This window comes from Pseudomonas sp. C7.1 (assembly GCF_056312395.1).
Genome location: NZ_JBWDTL010000003.1, coordinates 4083570 through 4109492, shown reverse-complemented (window position 1 = coordinate 4109492; position 25923 = coordinate 4083570). Strand labels below are relative to the sequence as shown.

Here is a 25923-nt window from a genome sequence, read left to right as displayed (position 1 = left end):
CCTCAATGATCCGCCGCCCTCTGTTGCTTGCCAGCGCCCTGGTCGCCGCCCTCGGCCTGGCCGGGTGCAAGGAAGAACCTGCCGCGCCGCAGGCAGCTGCTACGCCTTCCGTAGAAAGCTTTCACTGGAAGATGGTCACCGCCTGGCCAAAGAACTACCCCGGTTTGGGCACCGCCGCCGAACGTCTGGCCGAACGCGTCGCCACCATGAGCAACGGCCGCCTGACCATCAAGGTGTATGCCGGCGGCGAGCTGGTGCCGCCACTGGAGGTGTTCGACGCAGTGTCGCGCGGCACCGCCGAGCTGGGTCATGGCGCGGCCTATTACTGGAAGGGCAAGGTGCCGGCGGCGCAGTTCTTCACCGCCGTGCCGTTCGGTCTGTCCACCAGCGAAATGAATGCCTGGCTAAGCAAGGGCGGCGGCCAGGCCTTGTGGGACGAGGCCTATACCCCCTACGGCGTAAAACCCATGGTAGTGGGCAATACCGGCATGCAGATGGGCGGCTGGTACAACAAGGAAATCAACTCGCTGGATGACCTCAAGGGCCTGAAGATCCGCATGCCGGGCCTGGGTGGTGAAGTGCTGAGCAAGCTCGGCGCGACCACCGTCAACCTGCCCGGCGGCGAAGTGTTTACCGCCCTGCAGACCAACGCCATCGACGCCACCGACTGGGTCAGCCCCTACAACGACCTGGCCTTCGGCCTGCACAAGGCGGCCAAGTTCTACTACTACCCAGGCTGGCAGGAACCACAGGCGGTGCTGGAGCTGCTGGTCAACCAGAAAGCCCTCGACAGCCTGCCGGCCGATCTGCAGGCGATCCTTAGCGAAGCCGCCCGCGCCGCCAGCCAGGACATGCTCGATGACTACGTCTACCACAACGCCATGGCTCTGGATGAACTCAAGCAACAAGGCACCCTGCTCAAGCGCTTCCCCGACGAAGTGCTGGCCGCCATGCAGCGCGAATCCGAAGTGGTCCTCGGCGAGCTGGCCGCCCAGAGCGAGCTGAACGGCCGCATCTGGGCCTCGATGCAGGCCTTCCAGGCTCAGGTCAGCCAGATGCACCAGCTGTCGGAGAAAGAGCTGTACAACTGGCGCTAAGCACCCGCCAAACGCACAGGCAAACGGAACCTTCGGGTTCCGTTTGTCGTTTCAGGCAGGCCCACCTGCACTCGCCGCCCATACTGCTTGGCGAGGTGAGCCGATGAAGCGCGCAACTGTCTCCGCAGCACAAATACTCGATAGCGCCCTGCAACTGGCCGATGCCTGCGGCTGGGAGCGTCTGCATCTGTTCGATGTAGCCACCGACCTCGGCGTGGGCCTGGACGCCATTGCCGTGCATTACCGCGAGAAGGATCAACTGGTCGAGGCCTGGTTCGACCGTGCCGACCAGGCACTGCTGGTGCGCGGCTCTGGCGCCGACCTGCTGACGCTGGAGCCGGCCAAACGTCTGGAAGAGCTGCTGATCGCCTGGCTCGACAGCCTGGCAGCACACCGCGCAGTCAGCGGGCAGATGCTGCTGTACAAGCTGGAACCTGGGCATATCCACCTGCAGCTTGGCGGCCTGCTGCGCATCAGCCGCACCGTGCAGTGGTGGCGCGAGGCGGCGCAGCGGCAAACCCTGCACCTGCGGCGTATCGTAGAGGAAAGCCTGCTGACCGGCGTCTACCTACGCTGCTTTGTCCACTGGCTGCGCCACCCCGAACAAGACCCCGCCGACTTCCGCGCCCTGCTGCGCCGGCAATTACGCTGCGGGCCCTTGCTGGTACTGCTGCGCCGCTAGCCCATCTCCGGGCAGGCAGGTTGGCGTTGAGCGCAGCGAAGCTGTCCGATCTGACTTCGACGGTGCGTATGCCATCGCCCCGTTGGGCTTCGTCGCTTCGCTCCTCAACCCAACCTACACGCTGAGCCAATGCAGATACGGCCAAAAGCAAAAGCCGGAAACATTCTATGGCTAGCCAGCGGCGATCATGGCGGGCAAGATGCCGCGCGTAGATCCAATAACCAAGAGACAGCCAAACATGCAGCGTTTCCTTAGCATTGCCCTGGCCATGTTCCTCAGCCTGGGACTGACCACCATGAGTTTCGACGCCGAAGCCAAGCGACTGGGCGGCGGCAAATCCTTCGGTTCCGCGCCAAGCCACCAGGCTCGCCAGGCACCGGCCCAGCAGTCCGCTGCCCCGGCTGCCGCCGGTCGTCAACCCGCTGCTGCCAGCGGTGCCTCGCGCTGGCTGGGCCCATTGGCCGGCCTGGCCGCAGGTGGTCTGCTGGCCTCGATGTTTATGGGTGACGGCTTCGAAGGCCTGCAAATCATGGACATGCTGATCTTCGGCCTGATCGCCTTCCTGCTGTTCCGTTTCCTCGCCGCCCGTCGTCAGCAAGCCAACCCGGCCACTGCCAACGGCGCGCCGATGCAGCGTGAAATGCCAGCGGCTCCAGCCTCGATCTTCGGTGGCAGCAGCGCCGCAGCCGTGATCAAGCCGGTGATAAACGCCCCGGCCTGGTTCAACGAGCAGAGCTTTATCAACGCCGGTCGTGAGCACTTCCTCAGTCTGCAACAGCACTGGGATGCCAACGAGATGGACAAGATTGCCGAGTTCGTTACCCCGCAGTTGCTGGAGTTCCTCAGCCGCGAGCGTGCCGACCTGGGTGATGGCTTCCAGTCCACCTACGTCGACAACCTCGATGTAGCGCTGGATGGCGTCGATGACCTCAGCGACAAGACCGTCGCCACCCTGACCTTCACCGGCGTGGCCAAGACTTCGCGCTTCGACCAGGGCGAAGTGTTCAGCGAAAGCTGGCGCCTGGAGCGTGCTGCTGGTGACAACCAGCCATGGCTGGTTGCCGGTATCCGCCAGAACGGCTAACACCTGCTGCGACAAAGAGAACCCGGGGCTTGCCCCGGGTTTTCTTTGTCTATCATCCAGCAAACGTATGCGCCAGCACCCGATACACTCTTGGTGCAAGCTGAAAACTGCCTAAAAATCCCCCACGAGGACTGAACAATGATCGGATACACCACGGTTGGCACCACTGATATGGAAAAAGCCAAGGCCTTCTACACCCCTTTGCTGGCTGAAATGGGCGCCCAGGTCGTCATGGATATGGGCCGCATCGCCTTCTATGGCATCGCCAATGGACAGCCGATGTTTGCCATCTGTATTCCCCATGACAAACAAGCACCAACGCCAGGTAACGGTCAGATGATCGCGCTGCTCGGCGGATCACGCGAGGGTGTGGACAAGCTCTACGCCAAAGCCATCGCGTTGGGAGCAAGCGACGAAGGCGCGCCGGGAGAACGCATACCGGGCTTCTATGGCGGCTATTTCCGTGACCTGGACGGCAATAAACTGGCTTTCTTCCACATGGGCTAACCGCTAGCCCGGATCGACGCTCGTACCCGGCGGCTTGGCCGCCGGGGTAGGCTGCTGGGCCTTGTCGCCCCAGGCCTGAATATCCTCACTGCGCTGACGACTGTTGAGCTGGGCCCGATCAATCGCCTCCTCGTAATGCGCCAGCCAGCTGCGCGAACCCGGCAGCATATTGGCCAGGTCGCGCATGCCGGCCTTCAGGCCCTGCATTACCTGTTGATAATCGCGCTCCTGGGCCTGCAACACCTTGCTCACTTCGGCGATGCTGTCGGGATTCTCCGCACGCTCGAACAGGCCGGTCAGCTTCGACGCCTGTTGGCTGGCCAGTAGCTCCTCCTGATTGCTCAACGCGGTCTGCTGCACCGCCAGTTGCTGCTCAAGCCGCAGGATCTGCTTTTCCAGGGCCTGAATACGCGAGTCATCACCAGCACTGAACGCGCTGTACATATTCATCCCAACCGAGGCCAGCATCAGGCAACCCAGCACCCCGGCCAGCGCCAGGATAAACAGGCGGTTACGCTTACCGGCAGTGGTCAGCAACTGCAGCCGCTCTTCCTCGCTGAGTGCAACGCCTTCGGACTCTTGCGTTTGACTTTTCATGACTCAACCAGTTTATGGCGATCAAAAATTGACGCACTGTTCAGCTGCACAATAGCACTGTGCCAGCTTTTTGCTTAGACCCGTCTAAGGTATAAGACGCTCCCGTATACCCCGTAATAAATGAGGCAGACACCGTGGAAGAAGTCATCGAACAGTTGCGCGAACTCAACGAGCCGGTGCCCGTCCCGCTGGAGTTGCCGGAAGAAGAGACCCTGGTAGAGATTCAGGAGCAGATTCTGATCCACCTGCCCTTCGCCCTGCGTGAATACCTGCTGCAGGCCAGCGATGTGGTTTACGGCCGCCTGGAGCCGGTTACCGCCAGCGATCCGCAATCGCACACCTACCTGCCGGAAGTCGCCGCCACCGCCTGGTCCCTGGGCGTGCCGCGCGAGTTCGTGCCGCTGTGCGAAGACCACGGCAACTACTACGTGGTGGAAGAGGACGGCACCGTGCTGCTGTGGGAAGCGGAAACCGGCGAAGTCAACGAAGACGAAACCTGGGAATCAGTCTGGCATTGGGTGCGCGACGTCTGGCTGGAAAGCTAACACCTGCCCGGCGCAGCAACCTTCGCCAGCCGCGAGCGTGAACGTTTTATCGCGCGCAACCCCAAGCCGGTTGCCTTGGCCGAGCGCGTGCGTAACTTGCTGTACGGCGGCGTGCCGATGCACTGGATGGCTGACTGGTCGACCCCGGCACAATGTTCGGCCACTCACCGGACCCGATCGCCAAAGCCATTGCCGAGCAGGGCAATAACGGCCTGACCACCATGCTGCCGGGTGAAGACGCGGTGGTCTGCGGCGAGCTGCTGGCCATCCCTGGTGCACGCGAGTAAAAGCACAGCGAACCGTAGGATGGGTTGAGCCCGCGATACCCATCAGCCTTCACCGCATGGGTATCGCTACGCTCAACCCATCCTACCCAGGCATCCGACCATGCAATTTGCCAACCCCCAGGAAGCCCGCGACTTTCTAGACGCTCACCCGCAGGTGCGCAGCATTGAGCTGATGCTGATCGACGCCAACGGCTACGCGCCCTGGAAAACTCGGCCTGGGCCAAACAGGCGCTGGGCGAGGACTTCCTCAAGGTGTTCCTGGCAATCAAGTGTGCCGAGATCCGCCAGTTTATGGGCGAGGTCGGCGAGCAGGATTGGCGCTGGTACCTGACTCACGCCTGACGGCGCGGTATGTAGCGGCTAAGCTGTAGACAATCTGCACACCCTGGAGTGGCCCATGCGCTTCTGCATTATCCTGGCCTGCTGGCTGTACAGCGCACTCGCAACGGCCGAGCCGCTGCGCGTGGGCCTGGAAAGTCACGACTACTACCCGTACTACAGCGCAGTAGAAGGCCAAGGCTTCGATGGCTACTGCATCGCCCTGCTGCAAGCCTTTGCCAAGCGCGAAGGCCTTCAGCTGGAACTGCGCCCGCAACCGGTCAACCGCCTGTACCGCAATTTGCTCGGTGAGCAAAACCTCGACCTGTTATTCCCCGACAATCCGGCCTGGGCACGTAAAGCCCGCGACGGCCAGGCGCTGTATTACAGCCAACCGGTGGTGCAAATTGTCGACGCCACCCTGGTCCACCCTGCGCGGCGCGGCCAAGGCCTAACTGCGGTCAAACGCCTGGGCATCGTCCGCGGCTTTACCGCCGAAGCCTGGCAACCCGTCCTGGCCAAAAACGGTGTCGAGCTGGTGGAAGTTCAGGATATTCAGAGCCTGATCCGCATGCTCGAACGCAACCGTCTGGATGCCATCTACGCCAACCCGCAGGTGGTGCAGCACCACCTGCGCCAACTGGGCCTCGACGCCGCGCAGGTGCAGCTCGACCCGCAGCTGCCGCAGGTCAATACCAGCTTCCACTTGAGCAGCTACAAACACCCCGAACTGATCAAGCGCTTTGACCGCTTTCTGCTTGAGGACGCTGCACAGCTAAACCAGCTGCGCCAGCAGTTCAACCTGCCTTAAACGCAGCCAACAGCCAGCGCCAGCTGTTAAGGTTGGGCAAATCCCTGCACAGAGCCTGTTATGGAACCCGGAAACGCCCAGCTGTCGATGACCGTACTGATGACCCCGGATATGGCCAACTTCTCCGGCAATGTACATGGCGGTACCCTGCTCAAATACCTCGACGAAGTCGCCTACGCCTGCGCCAGCCGCTATGCCGGCAGTTATGTAGTAACCCTGTCGGTGGACCAAGTGGTATTTCTCAAGCCCGTCCATGTCGGCGAACTGGTGACCTTCCTCGCCTCGATCAATTACTGTGGGCGCACCTCGATGGAAGTGGGCATCAAAGTGATCACCGAAAACATCCGTGAGCGCTCCGTGCGGCACACCAATAGCTGCTTCTTCACCATGGTTGCGGTGGATGAACAGGGCAAACCAGTGCCGGTCCCAACTCTTGAGCCGATCACCGCCGATGCCGAGCGCCGCCAACGTCAGGCCCTGCAGCGCCGGCAGATTCGTCACGAACTGCAACAACGCTACCAGGCCCTGAACTCAGTCGTTGAATAAGCCCACCGTCACTAAGCGGCGACACTGTCTCAAAATGCCTGACTGGTCGGTAAGCAACGAATCGCCTTGGCGTCCGGCAGAGGGCCGTTAAAGCACATCAGCTGGCGCTCAGCATCCCAGACGGGTTGCTCGTTCGGCTGGTAGGGATTGGCCAGCGCCTGCTCAGGCCTGCCCAGGCGGTTAAACAGTACAACCTTGGCATCCAGATCATGCAAGCGGGCCTGATAGCGCCGAAAATCCGGGATAGCCACTGCACGCAAAATACTCCCCACTGGGTTGCGCCAGCGGCGCCAGGTCGAAGCAACAGGCGGCGCTTCACTCCGGGCCCCACCGAACGCCTGTGCCGACAACAGCGACTGGCTGGCCACATGTGCATAAGCAGGCCAGCTGTCATTGATACTCATCTGCGGCTTGTACATCCAACGCAGGCGCCAGCCACTGACACCGAACTCCTCCTTGAGGTGCGCTTGCTGGATAAGCGCCGTAAAGCCTGTGGCGACCATCGCGAACTCACGTTGCATGGCACGCAGCAAGGAGCGTTCCTCACTATTGAGGGGCTGTTGGATAGCCGGCAGGGGAATCAAGCCGGCCTGATACAACACAGCTAGCGCATCCAGGTTCTGCGCGATGAGCGTCAAGCTGACCATTTTCATGATCAAGTTATCGGCATTTGCTAACCACGCCCGCAGTTGCCGAACATCCCCCTGAAGCAACGCCAAGGCACCGTCACCCTGGCCCTCTTCAGCCAGTTGCAACGCCTGTAAAGCACGCAATCGATTACCCCACAGCACCGCAGCATAGTTGGCGATGGGCTCATCCAGACCAAGCCGTGCCAAGGTCTGCGGCGCATCAAGCACCAACAGCTGCTGATAGCGCTGCAGCAGTTCGCGGTGCTGGCTGAGCAGCGCTTGCCGTTGTGTAGGCTCCTGCCTCAACCCTTGCAAACAGCCCTGCGCACCAAGCACGCACAACGCATCTCCCGGCATCGCCAGTGGCGATATATCTGCCTGGGCTTGCGGCTCTCGACTAAGCAAGCGCTGGTGATAGAGCGCCACACGCTCGCGACCCTCAACCTGCGGGTCACGACCAGCCGGCGCATCCATCCCCATAAGCTGGTAGTAGCCAGGGCTGTCGCCCGCATCGCCAGCAGCCTGTTCAAGCCAAGCCTTGGCCTCTGGGCTCAACGCCTCATCGCGCGACCACAACCAGCCTGCGGTAGCCAACAACGTCAGGCCCGCCAGCGCCGAAACAGCCCACTTATTCATATGCAGCGTCCTGGTCCACGAACAGCCTCAGGGTCACTCGTGACCGATATAGAACAACAGCTCACGGCGCTGCGGGTGATCCTTCAGCCAGCCGCGAATCTCGTCCGCGCGGGCAATGGCTTCATCCCCAGCCAGGCGAGTGAAGCGTTGCCGGCGGGCCTCTTCGGAAGCTTGCTGGCGGACCTTGCGCTGCCAGGCTTCGGTGAAGATGCTCGGCATTCTGTGACTGAGCTCCAGCGCCTTGAGCAGCTGCCACTCGCCGTTATCCAGCCAGGCTTCATCACAGCTGCCGCACAGATCCAGACGGTTACCATGGGTGCCGCTGATCTGAAATTTGCTCATCAATTTGGCGCATTTTGGGCAACTCAGGGCTTGCTGGCTTTCATTGACCACCTCAGCTGCAACCTGCGTCTGCGGCTCATCATTCTGCGGCTGACGCTCGGCCCAGTCGCGGTAATACAGCAAGGCCACCAGGGCGCCAGAACACTGCGGGCAGCCGTGGGCCAGCAGGCCATCATCAAGCTTGGTGGGTTGCAAGGTGGTGATACGGCAGGCAGGACACTGCATGGGAACTCCTTTTCGGATTGGCGTGCGCGGACGCTAAAGCAACTGCGTAACAACGACAAGCCCAGCACCAAGAACTGTGCGGCAATCGGTTAAGCTCTGCACTCTGCTGCCGGAGCCGCCATGATCGACCTCTTCGATGTTTTTCTGCTGATGCTGTTCGCCACCGCCTGCGCATGGCTGTGGCATGCCCACGGTCTGCGTGAACACGCTCTGGGTTTGGTGAAGCAACATTGCGCCAAGGTCGATGTGGAGTTGCTTGATGGCAATGTCGCCCTGCGTCGGCTCGCCCTGTTGCCCGATGCGCGCGGACGCAAGCGGTTGGCGCGGGTGTATGGCTTCGAGTTCACGGTCACCGGCGAGCAGCGGCATATCGGCAGCATCACCCTGTTTGGCAAACAGCTGGGGCACATCGAGTTGGCCCCGCATCCCTTCCGTGAACCGCCGGCGCCCAGCGCTCAGGTGATTGAAATGCAGCAGTGGCGCAGCCAGCGTCAGGACTCGGATAGCAGCACGCGCCACTAGCAGGTCATCAGGCTTAATCGCGCTTTAACAGAAAGTGCGCCACCCGCGCGGCGCTGTCGGCCGGTTGCTCCTGCATAAAGCAGTGCCCACCCGGCACCACATGGGCGCTGACCTGGGCATTGCTGGCGCACCAGCGCGCCACCGACTTGGCGACAAAGGGATAACTGCCCTGCCCGTAAAGCACCTGAGTCGGCGTAGTCACTTTGGCCAGCGACGGCCATAGGCGCTTGGGAAAGGAGCTGAAGATGTCGGCTTCACGACTCGGTCGGCACTTGAGTTCGACGCCCTTGTCGCTGTCCTTCAGCGCATGCTGGATATAGGCGACAAAGGCCTCTTCGGTCCAGCCGCGAAACATCCCACGGCCATACAGTGCCGCATGGGCAGAGGCGCGATCCGGCCAGCTGCTGCGCCGCTTGAGTGCCTTGCTCGCCAGGGTGGTACGCCGGCTCAAGCCGACCACATCGGACAACGCCATCACCCCGATCATCGCCGGGCTGAACAGCACTGGGTCGAGCAGCACCGCACGCTGGAACAGCTGCGGCTGCTGGGCCAGCATCAAGCTGGTCAACACCCCGCCAAAGCTGTGGCCCAGGGCAAATACCGGGGCATCAGCAAAACGCTCACGGCCAGCGGCAAACGCCTCCAGCGCCAGCTCGGCACTGCGGTTCCAACCGTGGAAACGTCCGCCATGGTCACTCTCACCATGGCCCTGCACATCGCACAGCCACAGATCGAAATCCTCGGCCAGGCATTGCAGCATGGGGGTATAGACCCGCCCGCAATAGCCATTGCCATGCAGAAAATGCAGCACGGGTTTACCCGAAGGCGGCGTATGCCAGCCACGCAGGGTAAAGCCGGCGCTGCTGTCGTGGGACCAGGGTTGAAGATTCATAACCGGCTCGCTGTCGTCTGGCCCGTCAGTTTACTGCGCGCGCACCACAAAAAATTACCGGTAGTAATTTTTGGCGGCGCGCAGGAGCCGCCAAGAATGGCAGGGCGCAAAAATGTCGGGAGCGTTTTTGCGCGTAAGCCCCGAAGGGGTGAAGCATATGGATGTGCTGAACACAAAAAAATGGGCACCTGTAGGTGCCCGAATGTCCACACTCACCTCTTGCCCAACTACTGGCCGCGAATAAAGCGCTCTAGCAGGGCGTTCAATTGCTCGGGTTGATCCAGCGGTGTGGCGTGCCCTGAATCTGCCACCACCTGCAATTCGGCATTGCGCAGCGCCGCCACATAGTCCTGTTTGTAGGCCAAGGGCGTGTAATCGCGGTCGCCGGCAACGATCAGCATCGGCGTATCGACGCCATTGACGGCTGGCAACGCCGACCAACCGAGAATCGCGCGGATCGCATGCAGGTAGGACACCGGATCATTCGCACCGATACGCATGGCGGTGCGGCGGCGCAACTCGCTCTGCTCGGCATAAGGGAACAGCTTGCGCGCCAGCAGGTGGCCCATGGCCTTCAGACCGAGCAAGCGAATCAGCGCCAGACGCAACAGCACCTTGCCGCGTAAAACCCAGGAATCCAACGGGAAACTCGGCGCACTGTTGATCGCCACCAGACGCCCGACCAGTTCTGGCTGCTGTGCCAGCAACTGGAAGCCGACCATGCCGCCCATAGAGATGCCCACCAGCACACAGCCTTGAATAGCCTGGACGCGAATAAACTCGCCGACATCCTCCGCCAGTTCGGCCACGCTGACCGGCTCGCGTAGCGGTTCGCTGGCGCCATGACCGCGCAAATCGAGGGCAAATACTTCGGCAAAACGCGACAGCGCCTCGATTTGCGGCTGCCAGTCCTGCCAGGATGAGCCCAGGCCATGCAGCAACAGCACCGGCACTCCCTGGCCTTTTCGAATATAGGCACAACGGCCAGTTTTCAATTGAATATAGTGCACGAGCAAACTCCTTTTAATAATAATCAGGGCACTAATTAACCTGTCCTCCTGAACCGCGACGATTATCAGGAAACAACTAATAAATACATTAAGATTGCCAACTTAGTTATTACGCTAGCGTTTGCCTTATTGCGCCGAAAAACCTAGAATCGGCCTGCTTCGTATAGAGAGCTCCTAATGAACAGCATTTCCAGCCCGACTCAGGCTCGCAGTAAAAAAGCCTTGGAACGCTTCCTCAACGTGGCTGCTGAATTGCTTGCGGACAATCGCTTCGAAGACACCGGCATTTCCCAGATTGCGCAACTGGCCGAATCCTCAGTAGGCACCTTCTATCGCCTCCTCGGTGACAAGGACGTGTTGCTCTACGCCGTGCATGAGCGCTTTGTCGAACAGGGCCGCAGCGCTATCGATGCACTGGTGGCCGACCTCAGCCACAGCGATCTGCCTGTGGCCGAGCAGATCGAGGGGTTTATCCAAGGCATGATCGATCTGTTCGCCGGCCGCGAAGGTCTGCTGCGTGCCCTGGTTCGACGCAGCTCGGCCGACCTGCAATTTCGCCAGCGCTTCCACCAGCTCAATGCCTATATCGGCCAGACCTTCTGTCGCATCGTCCTGGCCCGCCAGAGCGAATTCGGCCACCCACACCCACAACAGGCCGCCGATCTTTCCGCGCATATGCTGCTGGCCAGCATGAATTACCTGACCATGGTCGGGACACTCGGTGAAACGCCCCGAGAAGTTATTCCCGGAGAACTTTCCACGCTCATCTGTAATTACCTGCAAGTTGCCAAACATTAACGTCGACTGTCCCGGCGTAGTTGTGCAGGAGTAAAGTCCGAGGGTTTCAGGGCAATATCAAACTGATTGGCCGGCTCTTCATTGGACAGTATGCCAATGACATAACGACCGCCGATCAGGTCATATACCGCATCGCCCCTGGTCCAGATCAGCGGCTGGTCATACAGATTGATGGTGTAAGACTCGCCGACCCGCCACAGGGTGTCGCGGTTGTCGTAGTGATCGACCACCAGAATCTGGTAGCTGTCCTCATCGAAATACATATCGCGCTGCTTGTACTGGTGGCGCATCCCCGCCTTTAACGTAGCCCGCACATGCCACACGCGGTGCAGCTCATAACGCAGCAGGCCCGGGTTGATATGCCCGCGTTTGACGATGTCGCTGTACGTGTTGCTCTTGGCCGCCAGGCGGTAGCTGTTGTACGGCACGAAGAGTTCTTTCTTGCCCACCAGTTGCCAGTCGTACTTGTCCGGTGCGCCGGAGAACATGTCGAAGTTATCCGTGGTGCGCATGCCGTCCGATGAGGTGCCGGGGGAGTCATAGGCCACATTCGGCGCGCGCCGTACTCGACGTTGGCCCGAGGCGTAGAGCCAGGCCAGGCGCGGCTCCTTGACCTGGTTGACGGTCTCGTGAATCAGCAGTTCGGTACCAGCCAGACGCGCCGGAGCGAGTACCGACTGGCGGAAGTAAAACAGCACGTTGCCATTGCTCTGGCTGTGATCACCAGCAGCTTCGTTGAACAGGAACAGGTCCTCGATCTTGGTCATAAAGTAATCGCCTCCCGCCTGCGGCACCGCCTGGGCGTAGTAGCGCTTGACGCTGTCCCCACGGTAACGCACCAAATGGTTCCACAGCACTTCCAGGCCCGATTGCGGCAGTGGGAACGGCGTGGCCAGCTTGAAGTCAGCGATGCCGTTGCCGTTCTCGATCAGCTTGGCCGAGGTCGCATTGTGCTTGGCTGCGGCGTACACCTTGTCCGGGTAGGAAGCCGAGCGCCTGGTCGGGTAGACATTGAGTTTCCAGCTGTCGCTAAAGCGCGTGAGCATCGCCATTTGCCCAGGGCTGAGCTGCTCACGGTACTGCTCGGCATTCGCTGCGGTGATGCTGAACAGCGGTTGGTCAGCGGCGTAAGGGTCGCGATAGCCCAGGGCCGGATCGAAGGCGTTGGCATCACGGGGCAGGCCACCGCTCCAGGTGGGGATAGTGCCGGCGGCATTGCCGGCTTTCTCGGCGCCGATGGGGGTCAGATCCTGGCCGAGACGCGCCGCCTTGGCAGCATCGACCTGGGCATTGGCCAGCGCGCTGGTTAGCAGCAAAGTGCCGAGCAGGCTGGCGCGCAACAATCCTGAAGTCTTCATGATGATCTCGTCCTAGAAACTGTATTTGATGTTGAAGCCGAGGTAGTCGCGGTCGCTGAGCTTGTTGGCCAGACCGGCGCCGCTGTAGCCGACGTATTTGACGCCAACCGTTAGGGACTCCTGATAGATCGCGTCGACTCCTAGCGAGTAGCTTTTACGCTCTTCCAACAGGCCGTTGGTCAGCTGCGGCGCGACGCCATTGATGCCGTACTGATAGCTGACGCTGGGCACCAGATTGACCACGTTGAACACGTTGCTATAGGTCAGCGACAGGCTGCTTTGCGCGCCCCAGGCACTGGACGTAGCGCCGTAGTAGTCGATATCCGACTCCAGGCCCTGCACCCGGCTACCCACCACCTCGGTGAGCAGGGTCGCGGTATCGGCCCTGAGCAGGTTGTTGAAGCTGTAGATGCCCACCAGGGAGGCTTGCCACATGGCTTTTTCGGCATAGCCATCAAGGCGCGTGCCCACTGGCATGCCGGCCAGATTGCCCTGCAGCGCACTCGGCAGGTACTCGCCCAGGCCCAGGGCTATCGGCGCATTGGGCCGGTAGCTGATTTCACCGGCCAGGGACAGGCCATTGAGGAAGCTGTCGCCGCCGATGCTGGTGTTGAAGCTGAGGCCGTAGAGGTGACGCTTTTCCAGGTATTCGGCGTAGTAGTTGGAGCTGGTGCCGACCGGCAACGCCCCCACCACTGGGAACACCATGGGCTGGCCCACGGTCAGGCCGAGCATCGGCAGGCTCATGTTGTAGCGCAGGTAGTAGAAGCCCAGCTCGCTGTCATTCAGCTCGGGCACCAGCCAACGCAGAGCCATGCCGTACTGGGCGGCGTCGTCGGCTTTGACGTCCTTGCCACGGGGAATATAGGTGGTGGGCAGGTAACCCTTGAGCAACGTATTGATAAAGCCCGGCCCCAGGCTATCGGCAAAGGCCTGGGCTTGCTCCGGGCTGTCGAAGGCCAGACCACCTGCCAGCGGTTCCTGCAGGGGCGGCAGCATCAGGTAATCGCAACCGCCGCCGAGCACATCGAGGGTGGAGAAATAGGTGCCGCAGGGATCGATCTTGGTTTCTTCCCAAGCGCTGCCGGGCTGCCAATAGCCTTCGACGGACAACCCCTCGCTCAGCTCGAACGAGGCATAGCCCATCAGGGTCGGCATATAGGCTTCCTTCAGCTCGGAGCCCGGCGCGCGCAGGGCGTTGAGGTCCACCGGGTTGGTCGCGCCGATGCCGTTTTGATAGAACAGCCCTTCGCCCCAGTTGATCACCTGCCGGCCCAGGCGGACATTGAGAGCTCGGTCGGCCACCGTCCAGCTGCCGTAGACGAAGGCATCCAGCAGATCGATGCTGGAACCGGCATCGTCCAGGCCCTTGTTGGGAATTTCGCGATGGCGGCGGTTATCGTCCTTCAGCTCGAAATCGTAGAAGCCACGGGCGCGCAGGAAGATGCCGTAGTCGTCCTGAAAATTCAGGTCCATCTCGGTCACCACCTTGGTCACTTCCGAGAACAACTCACCTTTCTTGAAGTTGAGGTTGCCGTCATCGGCGTTGATCAGGCCGCTGTTATCACCCTTGCCGCCATTGGCGCGGGCGATCAGACGACGGTCCTGACTCTCCATGCGGTAGTTCACCCCATAGGACAGGGTGGTATCCAACGATAGCGCCCAGTCTCCCGAGCGCGCTTGAAAAGCATCTGCCTGGCTCGCCGCCAGCAATGCCAAGCAACCTGCCGTCCATGCTGATCTCTGTGTCGCCACGACGATCTCCTGCTGTATTGTTTTTATCGGAACCGGAACATCGGTTCCGATAAAGTAGTAACCCATTGGCCTTTTGGCAAGCCCGGCAAAGATTTTTTCGTCTGCCCGCGACCGGTGCTAGAGAGCCCGCAGCGCTGCAGCACCCGGATTACGAGGGCTGGCTTACTTGACGGAATCGGAATTCAGGTTTCTATTTAAAAGGCAACAGCAGGGAAGCACAGTGTTTGATCAGGAGCACATTCCCTTAAAAACCAATAAGAAAGTGGAGAACCGCCATGCCTATCACTGCCAAACCGTCTGTCCGCTGGCTGGGCCTGATCGCCCTGTTGACGTGTCTGTTTACAAGCTCAAGCTGGGCCGACTCGCCCTGCAGCGAGCGCAAGAAGACCCTGCTGCTACCCGGCAAGATCAACTGCAGCCATCAATCGACCTGGATCAATTCCGGCGCTTTGGCCACCCGTAAAGTGATCTACCAACGCCCTGCGGGCACCCCGCCGCCAGGAGGTTGGCCGGTGGTGGTGTTCTATCAAGGCTCGTTCTTTGCGTTGGATAATTTCGTCTATTACAGCAACGCCTGGCTAGGCAAGCTGTACAACGAAGGCAAGACCATCAAGACCCTGCTCGACAACGGCTACGCGGTGATTGCTCCCAGCGCGCCGGCCGATCTGTTCTGGCACACCAATATCCCCGGCCTGTCCGGGGCGTTGTATGAAACCAGCAGCGATTTCACCTTCCTGACCAATCTGTTTCAGGCTATCGACAACGGCCACTTCGGCCCCTTGAACAGCCAGCGCAAGTACGCCACCGGCATCTCCAGCGGCGGCTATAACACCAGCCGCATGGCCGTAAGCTTTCCCGGCCAGTTCAAAGCGCTGGTGGTGCACTCAGGCTCCTACGCGACCTGTAGCGGGCCTATCTGCTCGGTGCCAAACAGCTTGCCGAGCGATCATCCACCCACCTACTTTATCCACGGCTTCGCCGACGCCGTGGTGCCCTGGTGGAGCATGGACCTGTACTACGACCGTTTGCTGCAACAGGGCATCGCCACCAGCCGCCACAACGAGTTGCTGGGCGGCCATGAGTGGTTCGACAGCTCGCCGGGCAAGGTGCTGGCCTGGTTTAACGCTCACCCCTAACAGGCTGCTGATGGCCTGGGCAGCACCCGCTGGTGCAGCGTTATGGCGTGAGCATGCTGACGTAACTTGGCCAACCCGAGGAAAACGCGCCCCATTAAAGGGGCGCCGGTTGCACCAGTCGGCAGCTCGCCATTCCCGCCTGCAACAGCACTTGACTCTGCGCTTCGCTAAAGATCAGCTCCAGCCGCGAGTCCTTGCGCCACTCGCTGTTCTGCCAGTGCAAGGGCTGGCCGTCGAGAGCATTGGCCGAGAGCCAGCCGGCGTTGGTCTGCAGCACCAGCTTGGCCCGTCGCCAGCCCAGCCCATGCAGCCACTGCTGCACCTGCATCAGCTCGAACTGTTGGCTGGGATGCCAGCGCCAGCCGATGCTCCAGCCTTCGGCCTGCTGCTGAACCTGGCAGATCGGCTCACTCGGGCTGCGCCACAGTTGCGGCAATGTCGCGGTGCCGGTGGGAAGGTTATCCAGCGTGCCGCCGCTAGCGGCCTGGGCGCTAAAACCGGGCAGTTCCGCCAATGGCAAGGCGCCCTGACGGGTCCAGTAAATCGGTCGCGCTGGCAGCTGCGCTTGGATGCGGGCCTTGGTCACAGCATCCAGCCCTTCGGCCTTGTTTAGCAGCAACAAGCCGGCGCGGCCAAGCGTCGCCTGCTGACTCTCCGGCAGCGCATCACCCGCAGCCAGGGCCTGAGCGTCCAGCACCAGCAGCGGCTCCTGCACCGCTAACACACCGGCCCAGGGCATTTCGCGCAGTTGTTCGAGCAGTACCAGAGGATGGCCAAGGCCCGATGGCTCGATCAGCAGGCGATCCGGTTTGGCCTTGCGCAACAAGCGGCTGAGGCCAACCTGGAACGGCACGCCGTTAACGCAGCACAGGCAGCCGCCCGCCACTTCGCCCATGGCAACACCGTCGTCATCGGTGGTCAGCAGCGCGGCATCCAGACCCACCAGACCAAACTCATTGATCAGCACCGCCCAGCGCTCATGCGCCGGGCGCTGCGCCAGCAGATGACGGATCAAGCTGGTTTTCCCGGCACCGAGCGGCCCGGCAATAACATGGGTGGGGATATTTTTCAGCATGATCGGCGTTTGCCATTGTCTATCGGGAGAAAGAGTTCTGCTGCGGCCATTCTAACGGCGTACAGCACCTTAGGAGCGGCACAACGCAGACCGAATGAAAGCAGCATGCTAGAGTCGCCGGCATATTTTCAGAGGGTCAATTGATGCGCGCTTTTTTGCTGCTGAGCCTGTTCACAGTATCCGGCCTAGCCTGGGGTGAAGCCTGTGTGGTGCATAGCCAGGCCGAGCGTCTGGATGTGAAGGTCTGCCAGCAGAACCGCAGCATCCCGCCCAATCTGTTTCGCACCGGGTTCTGTCAGCCACAGCTAAAAGGGCAGAAGGTCGAAGTGGAGTTTGTCGAGCAGTGCCCCATGGGCGCTTTCGGCATATGCCGCAACTCAACGGTCGGCGGCACACCCTATAAACAGGATGTGCATTATTACGGCGTTGCCAGCGACGCCACCTACCTCAAGCCCTTCTGCGAACAGCAGAGCAAGGGCGTATGGATGGCGCGCTAAACCGCCCGCCGCAATCACTTACCCCAACCAATCCAGCGTCAGCAGCAAGCGCCGCTCACCCGCCGGCGGTTGCGGCGAGCGGTGAATCAAGCCGCCGCCCTCATTGCCGATCCACTTCTCGCCCTTGGCCAGCAGCACATGGCCGGTCTCTGCGCGCTTGATCAACGCAGCATCGCTGGGCTCGGCAGCCGGATCACCGAGCCGACGGTGCGCCATCACGCCCTCCTCCAGCCACTCACTGCCAACCCCGGCGTAGCTGGTGATCAGCCGCACCGGCACATGGTCGACGTGAAAACGCGGGCACATGGCCTTGTCGAGAATGCGTAGGCGCAGACCGATGCGTTTGGCGTCGAACAGGCAGGCAAAGGCACCGACCAGCCAGCTCAGGTCCTGCAGAAACGCCGCCTGGCCCGGCAGATCGCTGTAACCATCGACCAGGCCACTGAGGTTCGGCGTGCTTTCCGGGCTGGCCAGCTCGAGCACGATGGATTGCCCCAGCGCCTCGCCTTGAACCAGCAAGGCTGTGGCGAAATCACTGATCTGCGCCGGCAACTGACGCTGCCATACGGCCAGATTGACCTCATCACGCAGCACCTCGCCGAGCACCTCGATCTGCTCGCTGCTGACCTGCTGCAGCTGCTGCCTGGCGGGCACGCCCGCTCCCTGCGGATTCCGCGCTGACTCGGACACCCATTCCACGCACATCCGGACAGTGATTCCACGCTGATCCGGACACCCATTCCACGAGCATCCGGACACTGATTCCACAGCCATCCGGACACTTTCTGGCAGGCAGCTACGCAGGATTTATTCACTACCATTGGCCTCTTTTTCGAAGCAGAGAGGTCGTCGTGGAGCGTTTATCCATGCGTAAAATCCGTGAAGTGTTGCGCCTCAAGTTCGATTGCGGGCTGTCTGTCCGTAAGATCTCCCGCAGTCTGGGCATAGGTCACAGCAGTGCCGGTGATTACCTTTGCCGATTCACGGCCTGCGGCCTCTCCTGGCCGCTCCCTGCTGAGTTGTCCGACGCAGAGCTGGAGCGGCGCCTGTTCCCGCCACCGCCGGAGATCCCCTCTGAGCAACGACCAACTCCCGACTGGGCCTGGGTGCATGCCGAGCTGCGCCGACCAGGCGTGACCCTGGCGCTGCTCTGGCAGGAGTATCGGCTGGGCCAGCCACAGGGCTTCCAGTACAGCTGGTTCTGCGAGCACTACCGGGCCTGGGCCGGCAAGGTCGATGTGGTGATGCGCCAGGAGCACCGCGTCGGCGAAAAGCTGTTCGTCGACTACGCAGGTCAGACGATGCCGGTGATCGACCGTCACAGCGGCGAGATCCGCCAGGCGCAGGTATTCGTCGCGGTACTCGGTGCCTCCAGCTACACCTTCGCCGAGGCCACCTGGTCGCAGCAGTTGCCGGACTGGCTGGGCTCCCATGCCCGTTGCTTCGCCTTCCTCGGCGGGGTGCCGGAGATCGTGGTGCCGGACAACCTGCGCAGTGCGGTGAGCAAGGCCCATCGCTACGAACCGGACATCAACCCCAGCTACCGCGACTTGGCCGAGCACTATGGCGTGGCGGTGGTGCCGGCGCGGGCGCGTAAGCCCCGCGACAAGGCCAAGGCCGAGGTCGGCGTGCAGGTGGTCGAGCGCTGGATCCTCGCCGCCTTGCGCCATCGCCAGTTCTTCTCCCTGGACGAACTCAACCGGGCCATCGCCGTGCTGCTGGAGCGACTCAACCAACGGCCGTTCAAGAAGCTACCGGGCTCCCGCCAGGCGGCTTTCGACAGCCTGGATCGCCCGGCCCTGCGGCCTTTACCGGAGCAGCCCTACGTCTATGCCGAGTGGAAGAAGGCGCGGGTGCACATCGACTACCACGTCGAGGTTGACGGGCATTACTACTCGGTGCCCTACCAGCTGGTGAAGAAGCAGCTGGAGGTGCGTCTGACGGCGCGCACCGTGGAGTGCTTCCACGCCAACCAGCGGGTGGCCAGCCACGTACGCTCCCTGCACAAAGGCCGGCACAGCACGCAGACCGAGCACATGCCCAAGAGCCATCGCGAGCATGCCGAGTGGACGCCGCAACGGCTGATCCGCTGGGCCGAGCAGACCGGCCCGAACACCGCCGGGGTGATCGGCCACATCCTCGAACGGCGCGTGCATCCGCAGCATGGCTACCGCGCTTGCCTGGGCATCCTGCGCCTGGGCAAGCACCACGGCGAAGAACGGCTGGAAGCCGCCTGCCAGCGCGCCCTAAGCCTCGGTGCCTGTAGCTACAAAAGCCTCGAATCGATTCTGCGCCAAGGCCTGGAAAACCTGCCGCTGGCTCAACAGAACCTACCCCTACTACCGGACGACCACGCCAACCTGCGCGGCCCCGGCTACTACCACTGAACAAAGGAATCCCACCATGCTGCCTCACCCGACCCTGGACAAGCTGCAAACCCTGCGCCTGCACGGCATGCTCAAAGCCCTCGCCGAGCAACTGAAAACACCCGACATCGACAGCCTGAGCTTCGAAGAACGCCTCGGCCTGTTGGTCGATCGCGAGCTGACCGAGCGCGACGACAAGCGCCTGAGCAACCGCCTACGCCAGGCCCGGCTCAAGCACAACGCCTGCCTCGAAGACATCGACTACCGCGCCCCGCGCGGGCTGGACAAGGCGCTGATCCTGCAACTGCGCAGCGGCCAGTGGCTGCGCGACGGCCTCAACCTGATCATCGGCGGCCCCACCGGCGTCGGCAAAACCTGGCTGGCCTGCGCCCTGGCCCACCAGGCCTGCCGGGACGGCTGCAGCGTGCGCTATCTGCGCCTGCCGCGGCTGCTGGAAGAACTGGGCCTGGCACATGGCGACGGCCGCTTCGTCAAGCTGATGAGCAGCTACGCCAAGACCGACCTGCTGATCCTCGATGACTGGGGCCTGGCACCGTTCACCAACGAACAGCGCCGCGACATGCTGGAGCTGCTGGACGACCGCTACGGCCAACGCTCAACCATCGTGACCAGTCAGATGCCGGTGGACAACTGGCACGAACTGATCGGCGATCCGACCCTGGCCGACGCCATCCTCGACCGCCTGGTGCACAACGCCTACCGGATCAACCTGAAGGGAGAGTCGATGCGCAGGCGGGCGAAGAAATTGACGACGCCGGGCACCTCAGACTAACAATGCATATCCTGCGTCGCTGCGCTCCGACTGCCTGTCCGGATGACCGTGGAACAGGTGTCCGGATCAGCGTGGGCTGAGTGTCCGAATGGCGTGGAATCCGCAACTTACGCATTGATGGGCGCAAGCATCAGGCCGCCTCCTCGTGCCAGGGGCCGAACGGGTCGGGTAGCGCGCGCCAGGCATCCACACCGAGGGCCATTTCCGCCTCGGTCAGCAGGCAGGCATCCAGCTCTGCGGTCAGCTGAGCGAAGTCGATGTTCTGGCCGATAAACACCAGCTCCTGGCGACAGTCGCCGGTCTGCGCTTGCCAGTTTTTCATAATCGCCTGCAGGCCTTCTTCGTCGGTTGGCCATTGCGCCTTGGGCACAAAGCGCCACCAGCGCCCGGCAAAACCGTGACGCATCAAACCGCCCGCCTGGGACCAGCTGCCGGCCTCCTGGTACTTGCTGGCCAGCCAGAAGAACCCCTTGCTGCGCAGCAGGCGGCCATTGGTCCATTCGCGGTTGATGAAATTGAAGAAGCGCTCGGGATGCAGCGGCTTGCGTGCCCGGTAAGCAGTGGAAGCGATGCCGTATTCCTCGGTTTCCGGCACATGCTCACCACGCAGTTCCTTGAGCCAGCCAGGCGCTTCGGCTGCACGCGCGAAGTCGAAACGGCCGGTGTTGAGGATCTTGTCCAGCGGCACCGCGCCCATGGACATGGGGATGATTTCGGCGTGGGTATTCAGGCCCTTGAGGATGGCCATCAGCTCTTCGCGCTCGTGGCTGCTGATCAGGTCGATCTTGCTCACCAGCAGCACATCGGCGAATTCCACCTGCTCGATCAGCAGGTCGGTGATCGAGCGCTCATCTTCTTCGCCCAGGGTTTCACCCCGGCTGGCCAGGCTCTCGGCTTCATGGAAATCACGGAGGAAGTTCACCCCGTCGACCACCGTCACCATGCAATCCAGGCGCGCCACATCGGCCAGGCTCTGGCCGTCTTCACCACGGAAAGTGAAGGTCTCGGCCACCGGCAGCGGCTCGGAAATGCCGGTGGATTCGATCAGCAGGTAATCGAAGCGGCCATCGCGGGCCAGGCGGCCGACTTCTTCCAGCAAGTCTTCGCGCAGGGTGCAGCAGATGCAGCCGTTGCTCATTTCCACGAGTTTTTCTTCGGCGCGGTTCAGGCTGACATCACGCTGAACTTCGCTGCCATCGATATTGATCTCGCTCATATCGTTGACGATAACCGCCACTTTCAGGCCTTGGCGGTTTTTCAGAATGGCGTTGAGCAGGGTGCTTTTGCCAGCACCGAGAAAGCCGGACAACACGGTTACGGGAAGGCGGTTGGTCATGGTTTCAGTCTCCATCAACGTGGCGCAGGTGTTTTTCGCGTTGTTCCTGACGTTCTTTGGCTTCGATGCACAGGCTCGCGGTGGGCCGTAGCAACAGGCGCTTGAGGCCGATTGGCTCGCCGGTCTCAACGCACCAGCCGTACTCGCCACGGGCCAGGCGGTCGAGGGCTTCGTCGATCTTGTCGAGCAGCTTCTTCTCCCGCTCCAGCAGGCGCAGTTGCCATTGGCGCTGCTCTTCGGCGCTACCAATGTCGGCGGGGTCGCTGCTGGTTTCGCGCTCGCGCAGGCCTTCAAATTCTGCGGCAATGCGTGCTTGCAGTTCGCCGCGCTGGTTCAGCAGCAGCGTGCGGAAGAACTGCTGCTGCGCGGCTTTCATATAGTCATCCGCAGGCTGAGCGAGCAGTTCGGCGTGAGTAAGCGGGGTTGCGGTCATCGTCAGGATTCACTGGCTTTGTAATTTACTTGTTATAACATAACATTTAAACCCACAACCGAGCGGCAGATTTCTGATGAACGCACTGACCTTGCCGGACATAGCCGCGCAAATACCTGCCCACGCACAGGCCCTGGACTGGGTCGGCATGCAGGGCATCGCGCTGCCGGTCAACCTGGCCGGGCAACGCATCAATGCCCGCGCCGATGCCGGGGTCAGCCTGGATGATGGCAATGCCCGTGGCATTCATATGTCGCGCCTGTACCTGGCCCTGCATGCCCTCGAACAGCGCGAACTGAGCCCGGCGACGCTGCAGCAGCTGCTGGGCGAGTTTCTCGACAGCCACCAGGGCCTGTCGCAGCAAGCCTCCATCACCTTACGCGGCGAAGCCTTGCTCAGTCGTCCGGCGCTGGTCAGCCCCCTCGCCGGCTGGAAGTCATATCCCTTCGAAGTGCATGCACGCCAGGACTCACGCCAGGATTCATTGGGCTTTCAGGTGGAACTGCAGGTAGAAGTGGCCTATTCCTCGACCTGCCCCTGCTCTGCTGCATTGGCGCGCCAGCTGATTCAGCAGCGCTTTATCGAGGACTTCGCCGACCAGCCGCTGGACCACGCACAACTGCTGGCCTGGCTCGGCTCGCCCCAGGGCATCATCGCCACGCCGCATAGCCAACGCAGCAACGCCACCGTGCAAGTCCGCTTGCAGGCGCAGGCCGCCGAACTGCCACTGGTTGAGCTGATCGACGCCGCCGAACAGGCCCTCGGCACCGCCGTGCAAACCGCCGTAAAGCGTGCCGACGAACAGGCCTTTGCCCTGGCCAACGGGCAAAACCTGATGTTCTGCGAAGACGCCGCCCGCCGCCTGCACAGCGCTCTGTTGCTACAGCCAGGACTCAGCGCCTTCCAGCTGCGCGTGGTGCATGCGGAAAGCCTGCACGCCCACGATGCGGTGGCAGCCAGCCGCTGGAACTGGAGCCCAGCATGATCCACTGCCACAACCTGCAATGGGGCCCTGCCGGCCACCCGCTAACCCCACCCCTGAATCTGCACCTGCCCCGCGCCAGCCTAACTGGCGTGATCGGTGCGAATGGCTGCGGCAAAAGCAGCCTGCTTAAGACAATTGCCGGCATCACCCAGCCCTTGCGCGGCCAGGTCGAGTTGGCTGCACCGCGCCTGGGTGGCGTGGCCTACCTGGTGCAACAGCAGGCGCTGGATCGGCAATTCCCGATCAAATTGCAAGATCTGGTCAGCGCCGGCTTATGGCGCAGCCCGCTCAATCGCCAGCAGCGTCAGGCACGCCTGCAGCACGCGTTAGCAGACTGGGGCCTGCTGGATTTACAACAGCACAGCCTGCAAGCACTGTCCGGCGGCGAACTGCAGCGCGCCTTGCTGGCCCGCCTAAGCCTGACCGACGCGCAGGTGCTGCTGCTCGACGAGCCCGAGGCCGCCCTGGATGAGCAGGGCCTGGCACTGCTTTGGCAGCACATCCAGCGCTGGCAGGCACAAGGCCGCACGCAGATCGTGGTCAGCCACGCCTTTAACAGCATGAGCCAACACCTGGATAACGCCCTGCTGGTGTCACGCAGCGGCTGCATTTATGCGCCGATCCGCGAGCTGATGGGCCAGCGCTCACCTCTGGAGCAAGTGGCGTGAACCTGGAGCTGCTCTGGAGCCCCTTTGTCGAGTTCGCCTTTATGCGCCGCGCGCTACTGGGTGGCGTGGCCCTGGCGATCAGTGCTGCACCGCTGGGAGTGTTTCTGGTGTTGCGCCGTTTAAGCCTGATGGGTGATGCCATCGCCCACGGCATTTTGCCCGGTGCTGCCGTTGGCTTCTGGCTGTTCGGCTTGAGCCTGCCGGCGCTAACCCTCGGCGGCCTGGTCGCGGGGCTTGGTATGGCGGGCCTAGCCGCCTGGGTAACCCGGCGCACCGGCCTGGGTGAAGACGCCAGCCTGGCCGCCATCTACCCGATTTCCCTGGCCAGCGGCGTATTACTGCTGGGCCTGGCGGGCAACAAGCTCGACCTGCTACATCTGCTGTTCGGCTCGGTGCTGGCCGTGGACCCGCCAACCCTGAACGGTATGCGGCTGGTATCCATCGGCAGCCTGCTGGTGTTGGCGCTGATCTACCGCTGGTTGCTGATGGACAGCCTCGACCCACTGTTTCTCGCCGGTGTCAGCCGCTTCGGGCCGCTGGCCTACGGGCTATTTCTCGGCCTGGTGGTGCTCAATCTGGTAGTCGGCTTTCAAGCCATCGGCGCGCTGATGGTGGTGGGTTTGATGATGCTGCCGGCCGCCGCCGCACGCTTCTGGAGCCGCCATCTACCGCGCATGTTGCTGCTGGCCGCACTCACCGGCGCGGTCTGCGTCTGGCTCGGCCTGCTGCTCTCCTACTACGCCAACCTGCCCAGCGGCCCGTGCATCGTGCTGCTCGCCGGCCTGGCCTACATCTGCTCCGTACTGCTCGGGCCGCTGAATGGCCTGCTGCGCCGGCAACCCTGTTTATCTCCCGCCCATTGAGGAACCACCATGCGCATCCTGATTGCCCTGCTGACCCTAAGCCTTAGCCTGTGCGCCAACGCCGAGGACAAACTCAAGGTTGTTACCAGCTTTAGTATTTTGGCCGACATTACCCAGCAAATAGCCGGAGATAAGCTTGAACTTCGCAATCTGGTCGACGCCGATGCCGACGCTCACGTCTACCAGCCCAGCGCGGAAGACGCCAAGGCAGTGTTCGCCGCCGACCTGATTATCGCCAACGGCCTGGGCTTCGAGCCGTGGCTGGCGCGCTTGATCGACAGCAGCGAAGCACCCGGCACGCGCATCGATGCCAGCGCCGGTGTACTGCCACTGATGCTTGATGAAGATGGCGAAAAGGTCCCCGACCCGCACGCCTGGCAAAACCTGGCCAATGCCGAAATCTATGTGCAGAACATCGCCAAGGCTCTGGGCCAGGCTGACCCAACCAATGCAGCGCTTTACGCCTACCGCAGCGAGGCCTACATCAGCCAGATCCGCGCCCTGCTGAGTGAAGCCCGCGCCGGCCTGGGCCAACTGCCGCCGGCCCAACGCACCATCATCACCAGCCATGACGCCTTCGCCTACCTGGGCCAGGCCTACGGCCTGAAATTTGTCGCGCCGCAAGGCTTGAGCACGGCAGACGAACCCTCGGCAGCGGAAGTGGCCGCATTGATCCGGCAGATCCGCGCCGACGGGGTAAAAGCCGTGTTTGTGGAAAACATCCGCGACCCACGCCTGATCCAGCAGATCGCGGCAGAAGGCGGCGCCCAGGTCGGCGGCACCCTCTACTCCGACGCCCTGGCCAGCGAAGGCCCGGCCAGCACCTACCTGGGCATGTTCAAGCACAACCTCGACACCCTGCTGGCCGCGCTCAAGCCATGAGCCTGTGGCTGCAATTGGAGCAGGCCGGGCTGGGCGACAGTCGCCCCTTGGCCGAGGTGCTGGACGCCATCCCCTGGAATGCCGACGGCCTGATCGCCGCCATCGCCTGGTGGAGGCGCGCCTGGATTGTGATGGCGACTCCCTGTTGTTGCTCGTCGAGCAACAAGGCCCGGCCTGTCATGATGGTGGGTTACGCGGCGCACGAATGGCGCAGGGCCTTCCTAAGCACGGTTCTGCGCCGCTAACCC

28 protein-coding genes and 3 pseudogenes are annotated in these 25923 nt (G+C 62.0%); 20 read left to right on the top strand and 11 right to left on the bottom strand.

From position 1 onward, the window contains the following. The first annotated feature begins 5 nt into the window (after window positions 1-5). From AC0T4W_RS22720 to AC0T4W_RS22705, 4 genes are all read left to right on the top strand, one after another. Window positions 6-1097: a TRAP transporter substrate-binding protein gene (locus AC0T4W_RS22720; protein ID WP_476323103.1), complete on the top strand. Its 1092-nt coding sequence runs from the start codon at window positions 6-8 to the stop codon at window positions 1095-1097. A 103-nt stretch (window positions 1098-1200) separates the two neighbouring features. Beyond that, window positions 1201-1779 (top strand): TetR/AcrR family transcriptional regulator, encoded by a 579-nt coding sequence (locus AC0T4W_RS22715; protein ID WP_476323101.1) that lies wholly within the window; start codon window positions 1201-1203, stop codon window positions 1777-1779. 238 nt (window positions 1780-2017) lie between these two features. Then, window positions 2018-2863, top strand: a complete 846-nt coding sequence (locus AC0T4W_RS22710; RefSeq protein WP_476323098.1) for a Tim44 domain-containing protein — start codon at window positions 2018-2020, stop codon at window positions 2861-2863. 138 nt (window positions 2864-3001) lie between these two features. Beyond that, window positions 3002-3370 (top strand): VOC family protein, encoded by a 369-nt coding sequence (locus AC0T4W_RS22705; RefSeq protein ID WP_476323095.1) that lies wholly within the window; start codon window positions 3002-3004, stop codon window positions 3368-3370. Window positions 3371-3373: 3 nt separating this feature from the next. Here AC0T4W_RS22705 and AC0T4W_RS22700 read toward each other — a convergent pair whose 3' ends face one another. Further along, complete coding sequence (locus AC0T4W_RS22700) at window positions 3374-3967, bottom strand: hypothetical protein (protein WP_476323092.1); 594 nt, start codon at window positions 3965-3967, stop codon at window positions 3374-3376. Window positions 3968-4101: 134 nt separating this feature from the next. Here AC0T4W_RS22700 and AC0T4W_RS22695 point away from each other — a divergent pair, with 134 nt between their 5' ends. The 5 genes and pseudogenes from AC0T4W_RS22695 to AC0T4W_RS22675 all read left to right on the top strand — a co-directional run bounded on the left by AC0T4W_RS22695 (window position 4102) and on the right by AC0T4W_RS22675 (window position 6474). Further along, window positions 4102-4512: an SMI1/KNR4 family protein gene (locus tag AC0T4W_RS22695; RefSeq protein ID WP_476323089.1), complete on the top strand. Its 411-nt coding sequence runs from the start codon at window positions 4102-4104 to the stop codon at window positions 4510-4512. 3 nt (window positions 4513-4515) lie between these two features. Then, window positions 4516-4778: pseudogene (locus tag AC0T4W_RS22690) on the top strand (aspartate aminotransferase family protein); the annotation flags it as partial. A gap of 213 nt (window positions 4779-4991) precedes the next feature. Beyond that, window positions 4992-5141: pseudogene (locus AC0T4W_RS22685) on the top strand (glutamine synthetase family protein); the annotation flags it as partial. Window positions 5142-5196: 55 nt separating this feature from the next. Next, window positions 5197-5928, top strand: coding sequence for a substrate-binding periplasmic protein (locus AC0T4W_RS22680; RefSeq protein ID WP_476323086.1), 732 nt, complete (start codon window positions 5197-5199; stop codon window positions 5926-5928). Between the two features lie 60 nt (window positions 5929-5988). After that, window positions 5989-6474, top strand: a complete 486-nt coding sequence (locus tag AC0T4W_RS22675) for an acyl-CoA thioesterase (protein WP_476323083.1) — start codon at window positions 5989-5991, stop codon at window positions 6472-6474. 29 nt (window positions 6475-6503) lie between these two features. Here the strand turns inward: AC0T4W_RS22675 and AC0T4W_RS22670 are convergent, their stop codons facing one another. Both AC0T4W_RS22670 and AC0T4W_RS22665 read right to left on the bottom strand, forming a co-directional pair. Next, entirely contained in the window at window positions 6504-7739 is a 1236-nt protein-coding gene (locus AC0T4W_RS22670; protein ID WP_476323080.1) for a hypothetical protein, read from the bottom strand. A gap of 33 nt (window positions 7740-7772) precedes the next feature. Beyond that, a complete protein-coding gene (locus tag AC0T4W_RS22665) occupies window positions 7773-8306 on the bottom strand; it encodes a zf-TFIIB domain-containing protein (RefSeq protein WP_476323077.1) in 534 nt (177 codons plus the stop codon). Window positions 8307-8426: 120 nt separating this feature from the next. On the opposite strand from AC0T4W_RS22665, the gene AC0T4W_RS22660 reads away from it, so the two are divergent. Continuing rightward, window positions 8427-8828: a DUF3301 domain-containing protein gene (locus AC0T4W_RS22660; protein WP_476323074.1), complete on the top strand. Its 402-nt coding sequence runs from the start codon at window positions 8427-8429 to the stop codon at window positions 8826-8828. A gap of 13 nt (window positions 8829-8841) precedes the next feature. Here the strand turns inward: AC0T4W_RS22660 and AC0T4W_RS22655 are convergent, their stop codons facing one another. Both AC0T4W_RS22655 and AC0T4W_RS22650 read right to left on the bottom strand, forming a co-directional pair. Further along, window positions 8842-9720: an alpha/beta fold hydrolase gene (locus AC0T4W_RS22655; RefSeq protein ID WP_476323071.1), complete on the bottom strand. Its 879-nt coding sequence runs from the start codon at window positions 9718-9720 to the stop codon at window positions 8842-8844. 227 nt (window positions 9721-9947) lie between these two features. Then, on the bottom strand, window positions 9948-10730 hold the full coding sequence (locus AC0T4W_RS22650; protein WP_476323068.1) for an alpha/beta fold hydrolase: 783 nt from the start codon (window positions 10728-10730) through the stop codon (window positions 9948-9950). A 177-nt stretch (window positions 10731-10907) separates the two neighbouring features. Between AC0T4W_RS22650 and AC0T4W_RS22645 the strand changes: the two genes are divergently transcribed. Then, complete coding sequence (locus AC0T4W_RS22645; RefSeq protein ID WP_476323065.1) at window positions 10908-11528, top strand: TetR/AcrR family transcriptional regulator; 621 nt, start codon at window positions 10908-10910, stop codon at window positions 11526-11528. Here the strand turns inward: AC0T4W_RS22645 and AC0T4W_RS22640 are convergent. Next, window positions 11525-12886, bottom strand: coding sequence for a DUF1329 domain-containing protein (locus AC0T4W_RS22640; RefSeq protein ID WP_476323063.1), 1362 nt, complete (start codon window positions 12884-12886; stop codon window positions 11525-11527). The genes AC0T4W_RS22645 and AC0T4W_RS22640 overlap by 4 nt on opposite strands. A gap of 12 nt (window positions 12887-12898) precedes the next feature. Further along, window positions 12899-14641, bottom strand: coding sequence for a DUF1302 domain-containing protein (locus AC0T4W_RS22635; RefSeq protein ID WP_476323060.1), 1743 nt, complete (start codon window positions 14639-14641; stop codon window positions 12899-12901). A gap of 275 nt (window positions 14642-14916) precedes the next feature. Here AC0T4W_RS22635 and AC0T4W_RS22630 point away from each other — a divergent pair, with 275 nt between their 5' ends. Then, complete coding sequence (locus AC0T4W_RS22630; RefSeq protein WP_476323057.1) at window positions 14917-15777, top strand: extracellular medium-chain-length polyhydroxyalkanoate depolymerase; 861 nt, start codon at window positions 14917-14919, stop codon at window positions 15775-15777. A gap of 94 nt (window positions 15778-15871) precedes the next feature. Here AC0T4W_RS22630 and AC0T4W_RS22625 read toward each other — a convergent pair whose 3' ends face one another. Beyond that, a complete protein-coding gene (locus AC0T4W_RS22625) occupies window positions 15872-16852 on the bottom strand; it encodes a CobW family GTP-binding protein (protein WP_476323054.1) in 981 nt (326 codons plus the stop codon). Window positions 16853-16995: 143 nt separating this feature from the next. On the opposite strand from AC0T4W_RS22625, the gene AC0T4W_RS22620 reads away from it, so the two are divergent. Further along, complete coding sequence (locus AC0T4W_RS22620; RefSeq protein ID WP_476323051.1) at window positions 16996-17349, top strand: NADH:ubiquinone oxidoreductase; 354 nt, start codon at window positions 16996-16998, stop codon at window positions 17347-17349. Between the two features lie 18 nt (window positions 17350-17367). Here AC0T4W_RS22620 and AC0T4W_RS22615 read toward each other — a convergent pair whose 3' ends face one another. Further along, window positions 17368-18054, bottom strand: a complete 687-nt coding sequence (locus AC0T4W_RS22615; protein ID WP_476323048.1) for a DUF1826 domain-containing protein — start codon at window positions 18052-18054, stop codon at window positions 17368-17370. A 161-nt stretch (window positions 18055-18215) separates the two neighbouring features. On the opposite strand from AC0T4W_RS22615, the gene istA reads away from it, so the two are divergent. Both istA and istB read left to right on the top strand, forming a co-directional pair. Further along, window positions 18216-19736 carry an IS21 family transposase gene (gene istA / locus AC0T4W_RS22610; RefSeq protein ID WP_476315339.1) on the top strand — a complete coding sequence of 507 codons (1521 nt, stop codon included), beginning with the start codon at window positions 18216-18218 and terminating at the stop codon, window positions 19734-19736. Between the two features lie 16 nt (window positions 19737-19752). Further along, window positions 19753-20508: an IS21-like element helper ATPase IstB gene (gene istB / locus AC0T4W_RS22605; RefSeq protein ID WP_476316371.1), complete on the top strand. Its 756-nt coding sequence runs from the start codon at window positions 19753-19755 to the stop codon at window positions 20506-20508. A gap of 130 nt (window positions 20509-20638) precedes the next feature. Here istB and zigA read toward each other — a convergent pair whose 3' ends face one another. Continuing rightward, window positions 20639-21844, bottom strand: a complete 1206-nt coding sequence (zigA, locus tag AC0T4W_RS22600) for a zinc metallochaperone GTPase ZigA (RefSeq protein ID WP_476323045.1) — start codon at window positions 21842-21844, stop codon at window positions 20639-20641. 4 nt (window positions 21845-21848) lie between these two features. After that, window positions 21849-22277 (bottom strand): RNA polymerase-binding protein DksA, encoded by a 429-nt coding sequence (gene dksA, locus AC0T4W_RS22595; protein WP_476323042.1) that lies wholly within the window; start codon window positions 22275-22277, stop codon window positions 21849-21851. 76 nt (window positions 22278-22353) lie between these two features. On the opposite strand from dksA, the gene folE2 reads away from it, so the two are divergent. From folE2 to AC0T4W_RS22570, 5 genes and pseudogenes are all read left to right on the top strand, one after another. Further along, window positions 22354-23262 (top strand): GTP cyclohydrolase FolE2, encoded by a 909-nt coding sequence (gene folE2, locus AC0T4W_RS22590; RefSeq protein WP_476323039.1) that lies wholly within the window; start codon window positions 22354-22356, stop codon window positions 23260-23262. Next, window positions 23259-23930: a metal ABC transporter ATP-binding protein gene (locus AC0T4W_RS22585; RefSeq protein ID WP_476323036.1), complete on the top strand. Its 672-nt coding sequence runs from the start codon at window positions 23259-23261 to the stop codon at window positions 23928-23930. Before folE2 ends, AC0T4W_RS22585 begins: the two co-directional genes overlap by 4 nt. Before the next feature lie 41 nt (window positions 23931-23971). After that, window positions 23972-24793, top strand: coding sequence for a metal ABC transporter permease (locus AC0T4W_RS22580; RefSeq protein ID WP_476323843.1), 822 nt, complete (start codon window positions 23972-23974; stop codon window positions 24791-24793). 9 nt (window positions 24794-24802) lie between these two features. Further along, window positions 24803-25675 carry a metal ABC transporter substrate-binding protein gene (locus AC0T4W_RS22575; protein WP_476323034.1) on the top strand — a complete coding sequence of 291 codons (873 nt, stop codon included), beginning with the start codon at window positions 24803-24805 and terminating at the stop codon, window positions 25673-25675. Further along, a pseudogene (locus AC0T4W_RS22570) lies at window positions 25672-25862 on the top strand (phosphoribosyl-AMP cyclohydrolase); the annotation flags it as partial. The gene AC0T4W_RS22575 and the pseudogene AC0T4W_RS22570, both read left to right, overlap by 4 nt. Between the last annotated feature and the right edge of the window lie 61 nt (window positions 25863-25923).

Coding starts and splice junctions, on each gene's coding strand:
- AC0T4W_RS22680 (WP_476323086.1), top strand. CDS start 5,197: ATGCGCTTCTGCATTATCCTGGCCTGCTGGCTGTACAGCGCACTCGCA.
- AC0T4W_RS22575 (WP_476323034.1), top strand. CDS start 24,803: ATGCGCATCCTGATTGCCCTGCTGACCCTAAGCCTTAGCCTGTGCGCC.
- AC0T4W_RS22615 (WP_476323048.1), bottom strand. CDS start 18,054: ATGTGCGTGGAATGGGTGTCCGAGTCAGCGCGGAATCCGCAGGGAGCG.
- AC0T4W_RS22655 (WP_476323071.1), bottom strand. CDS start 9,720: ATGAATCTTCAACCCTGGTCCCACGACAGCAGCGCCGGCTTTACCCTG.
- AC0T4W_RS22585 (WP_476323036.1), top strand. CDS start 23,259: ATGATCCACTGCCACAACCTGCAATGGGGCCCTGCCGGCCACCCGCTA.
- AC0T4W_RS22660 (WP_476323074.1), top strand. CDS start 8,427: ATGATCGACCTCTTCGATGTTTTTCTGCTGATGCTGTTCGCCACCGCC.
- AC0T4W_RS22700 (WP_476323092.1), bottom strand. CDS start 3,967: ATGAAAAGTCAAACGCAAGAGTCCGAAGGCGTTGCACTCAGCGAGGAA.
- folE2 (WP_476323039.1), top strand. CDS start 22,354: ATGAACGCACTGACCTTGCCGGACATAGCCGCGCAAATACCTGCCCAC.
- AC0T4W_RS22665 (WP_476323077.1), bottom strand. CDS start 8,306: ATGCAGTGTCCTGCCTGCCGTATCACCACCTTGCAACCCACCAAGCTT.
- AC0T4W_RS22705 (WP_476323095.1), top strand. CDS start 3,002: ATGATCGGATACACCACGGTTGGCACCACTGATATGGAAAAAGCCAAG.
- AC0T4W_RS22640 (WP_476323063.1), bottom strand. CDS start 12,886: ATGAAGACTTCAGGATTGTTGCGCGCCAGCCTGCTCGGCACTTTGCTG.
- istA (WP_476315339.1), top strand. CDS start 18,216: ATGCGTAAAATCCGTGAAGTGTTGCGCCTCAAGTTCGATTGCGGGCTG.
- AC0T4W_RS22675 (WP_476323083.1), top strand. CDS start 5,989: ATGGAACCCGGAAACGCCCAGCTGTCGATGACCGTACTGATGACCCCG.
- AC0T4W_RS22720 (WP_476323103.1), top strand. CDS start 6: ATGATCCGCCGCCCTCTGTTGCTTGCCAGCGCCCTGGTCGCCGCCCTC.
- zigA (WP_476323045.1), bottom strand. CDS start 21,844: ATGACCAACCGCCTTCCCGTAACCGTGTTGTCCGGCTTTCTCGGTGCT.
- AC0T4W_RS22710 (WP_476323098.1), top strand. CDS start 2,018: ATGCAGCGTTTCCTTAGCATTGCCCTGGCCATGTTCCTCAGCCTGGGA.
- AC0T4W_RS22620 (WP_476323051.1), top strand. CDS start 16,996: ATGCGCGCTTTTTTGCTGCTGAGCCTGTTCACAGTATCCGGCCTAGCC.
- istB (WP_476316371.1), top strand. CDS start 19,753: ATGCTGCCTCACCCGACCCTGGACAAGCTGCAAACCCTGCGCCTGCAC.
- AC0T4W_RS22670 (WP_476323080.1), bottom strand. CDS start 7,739: ATGAATAAGTGGGCTGTTTCGGCGCTGGCGGGCCTGACGTTGTTGGCT.
- AC0T4W_RS22645 (WP_476323065.1), top strand. CDS start 10,908: ATGAACAGCATTTCCAGCCCGACTCAGGCTCGCAGTAAAAAAGCCTTG.
- AC0T4W_RS22630 (WP_476323057.1), top strand. CDS start 14,917: ATGCCTATCACTGCCAAACCGTCTGTCCGCTGGCTGGGCCTGATCGCC.
- dksA (WP_476323042.1), bottom strand. CDS start 22,277: ATGACCGCAACCCCGCTTACTCACGCCGAACTGCTCGCTCAGCCTGCG.
- AC0T4W_RS22715 (WP_476323101.1), top strand. CDS start 1,201: ATGAAGCGCGCAACTGTCTCCGCAGCACAAATACTCGATAGCGCCCTG.
- AC0T4W_RS22625 (WP_476323054.1), bottom strand. CDS start 16,852: ATGCTGAAAAATATCCCCACCCATGTTATTGCCGGGCCGCTCGGTGCC.
- AC0T4W_RS22580 (WP_476323843.1), top strand. CDS start 23,972: ATGCGCCGCGCGCTACTGGGTGGCGTGGCCCTGGCGATCAGTGCTGCA.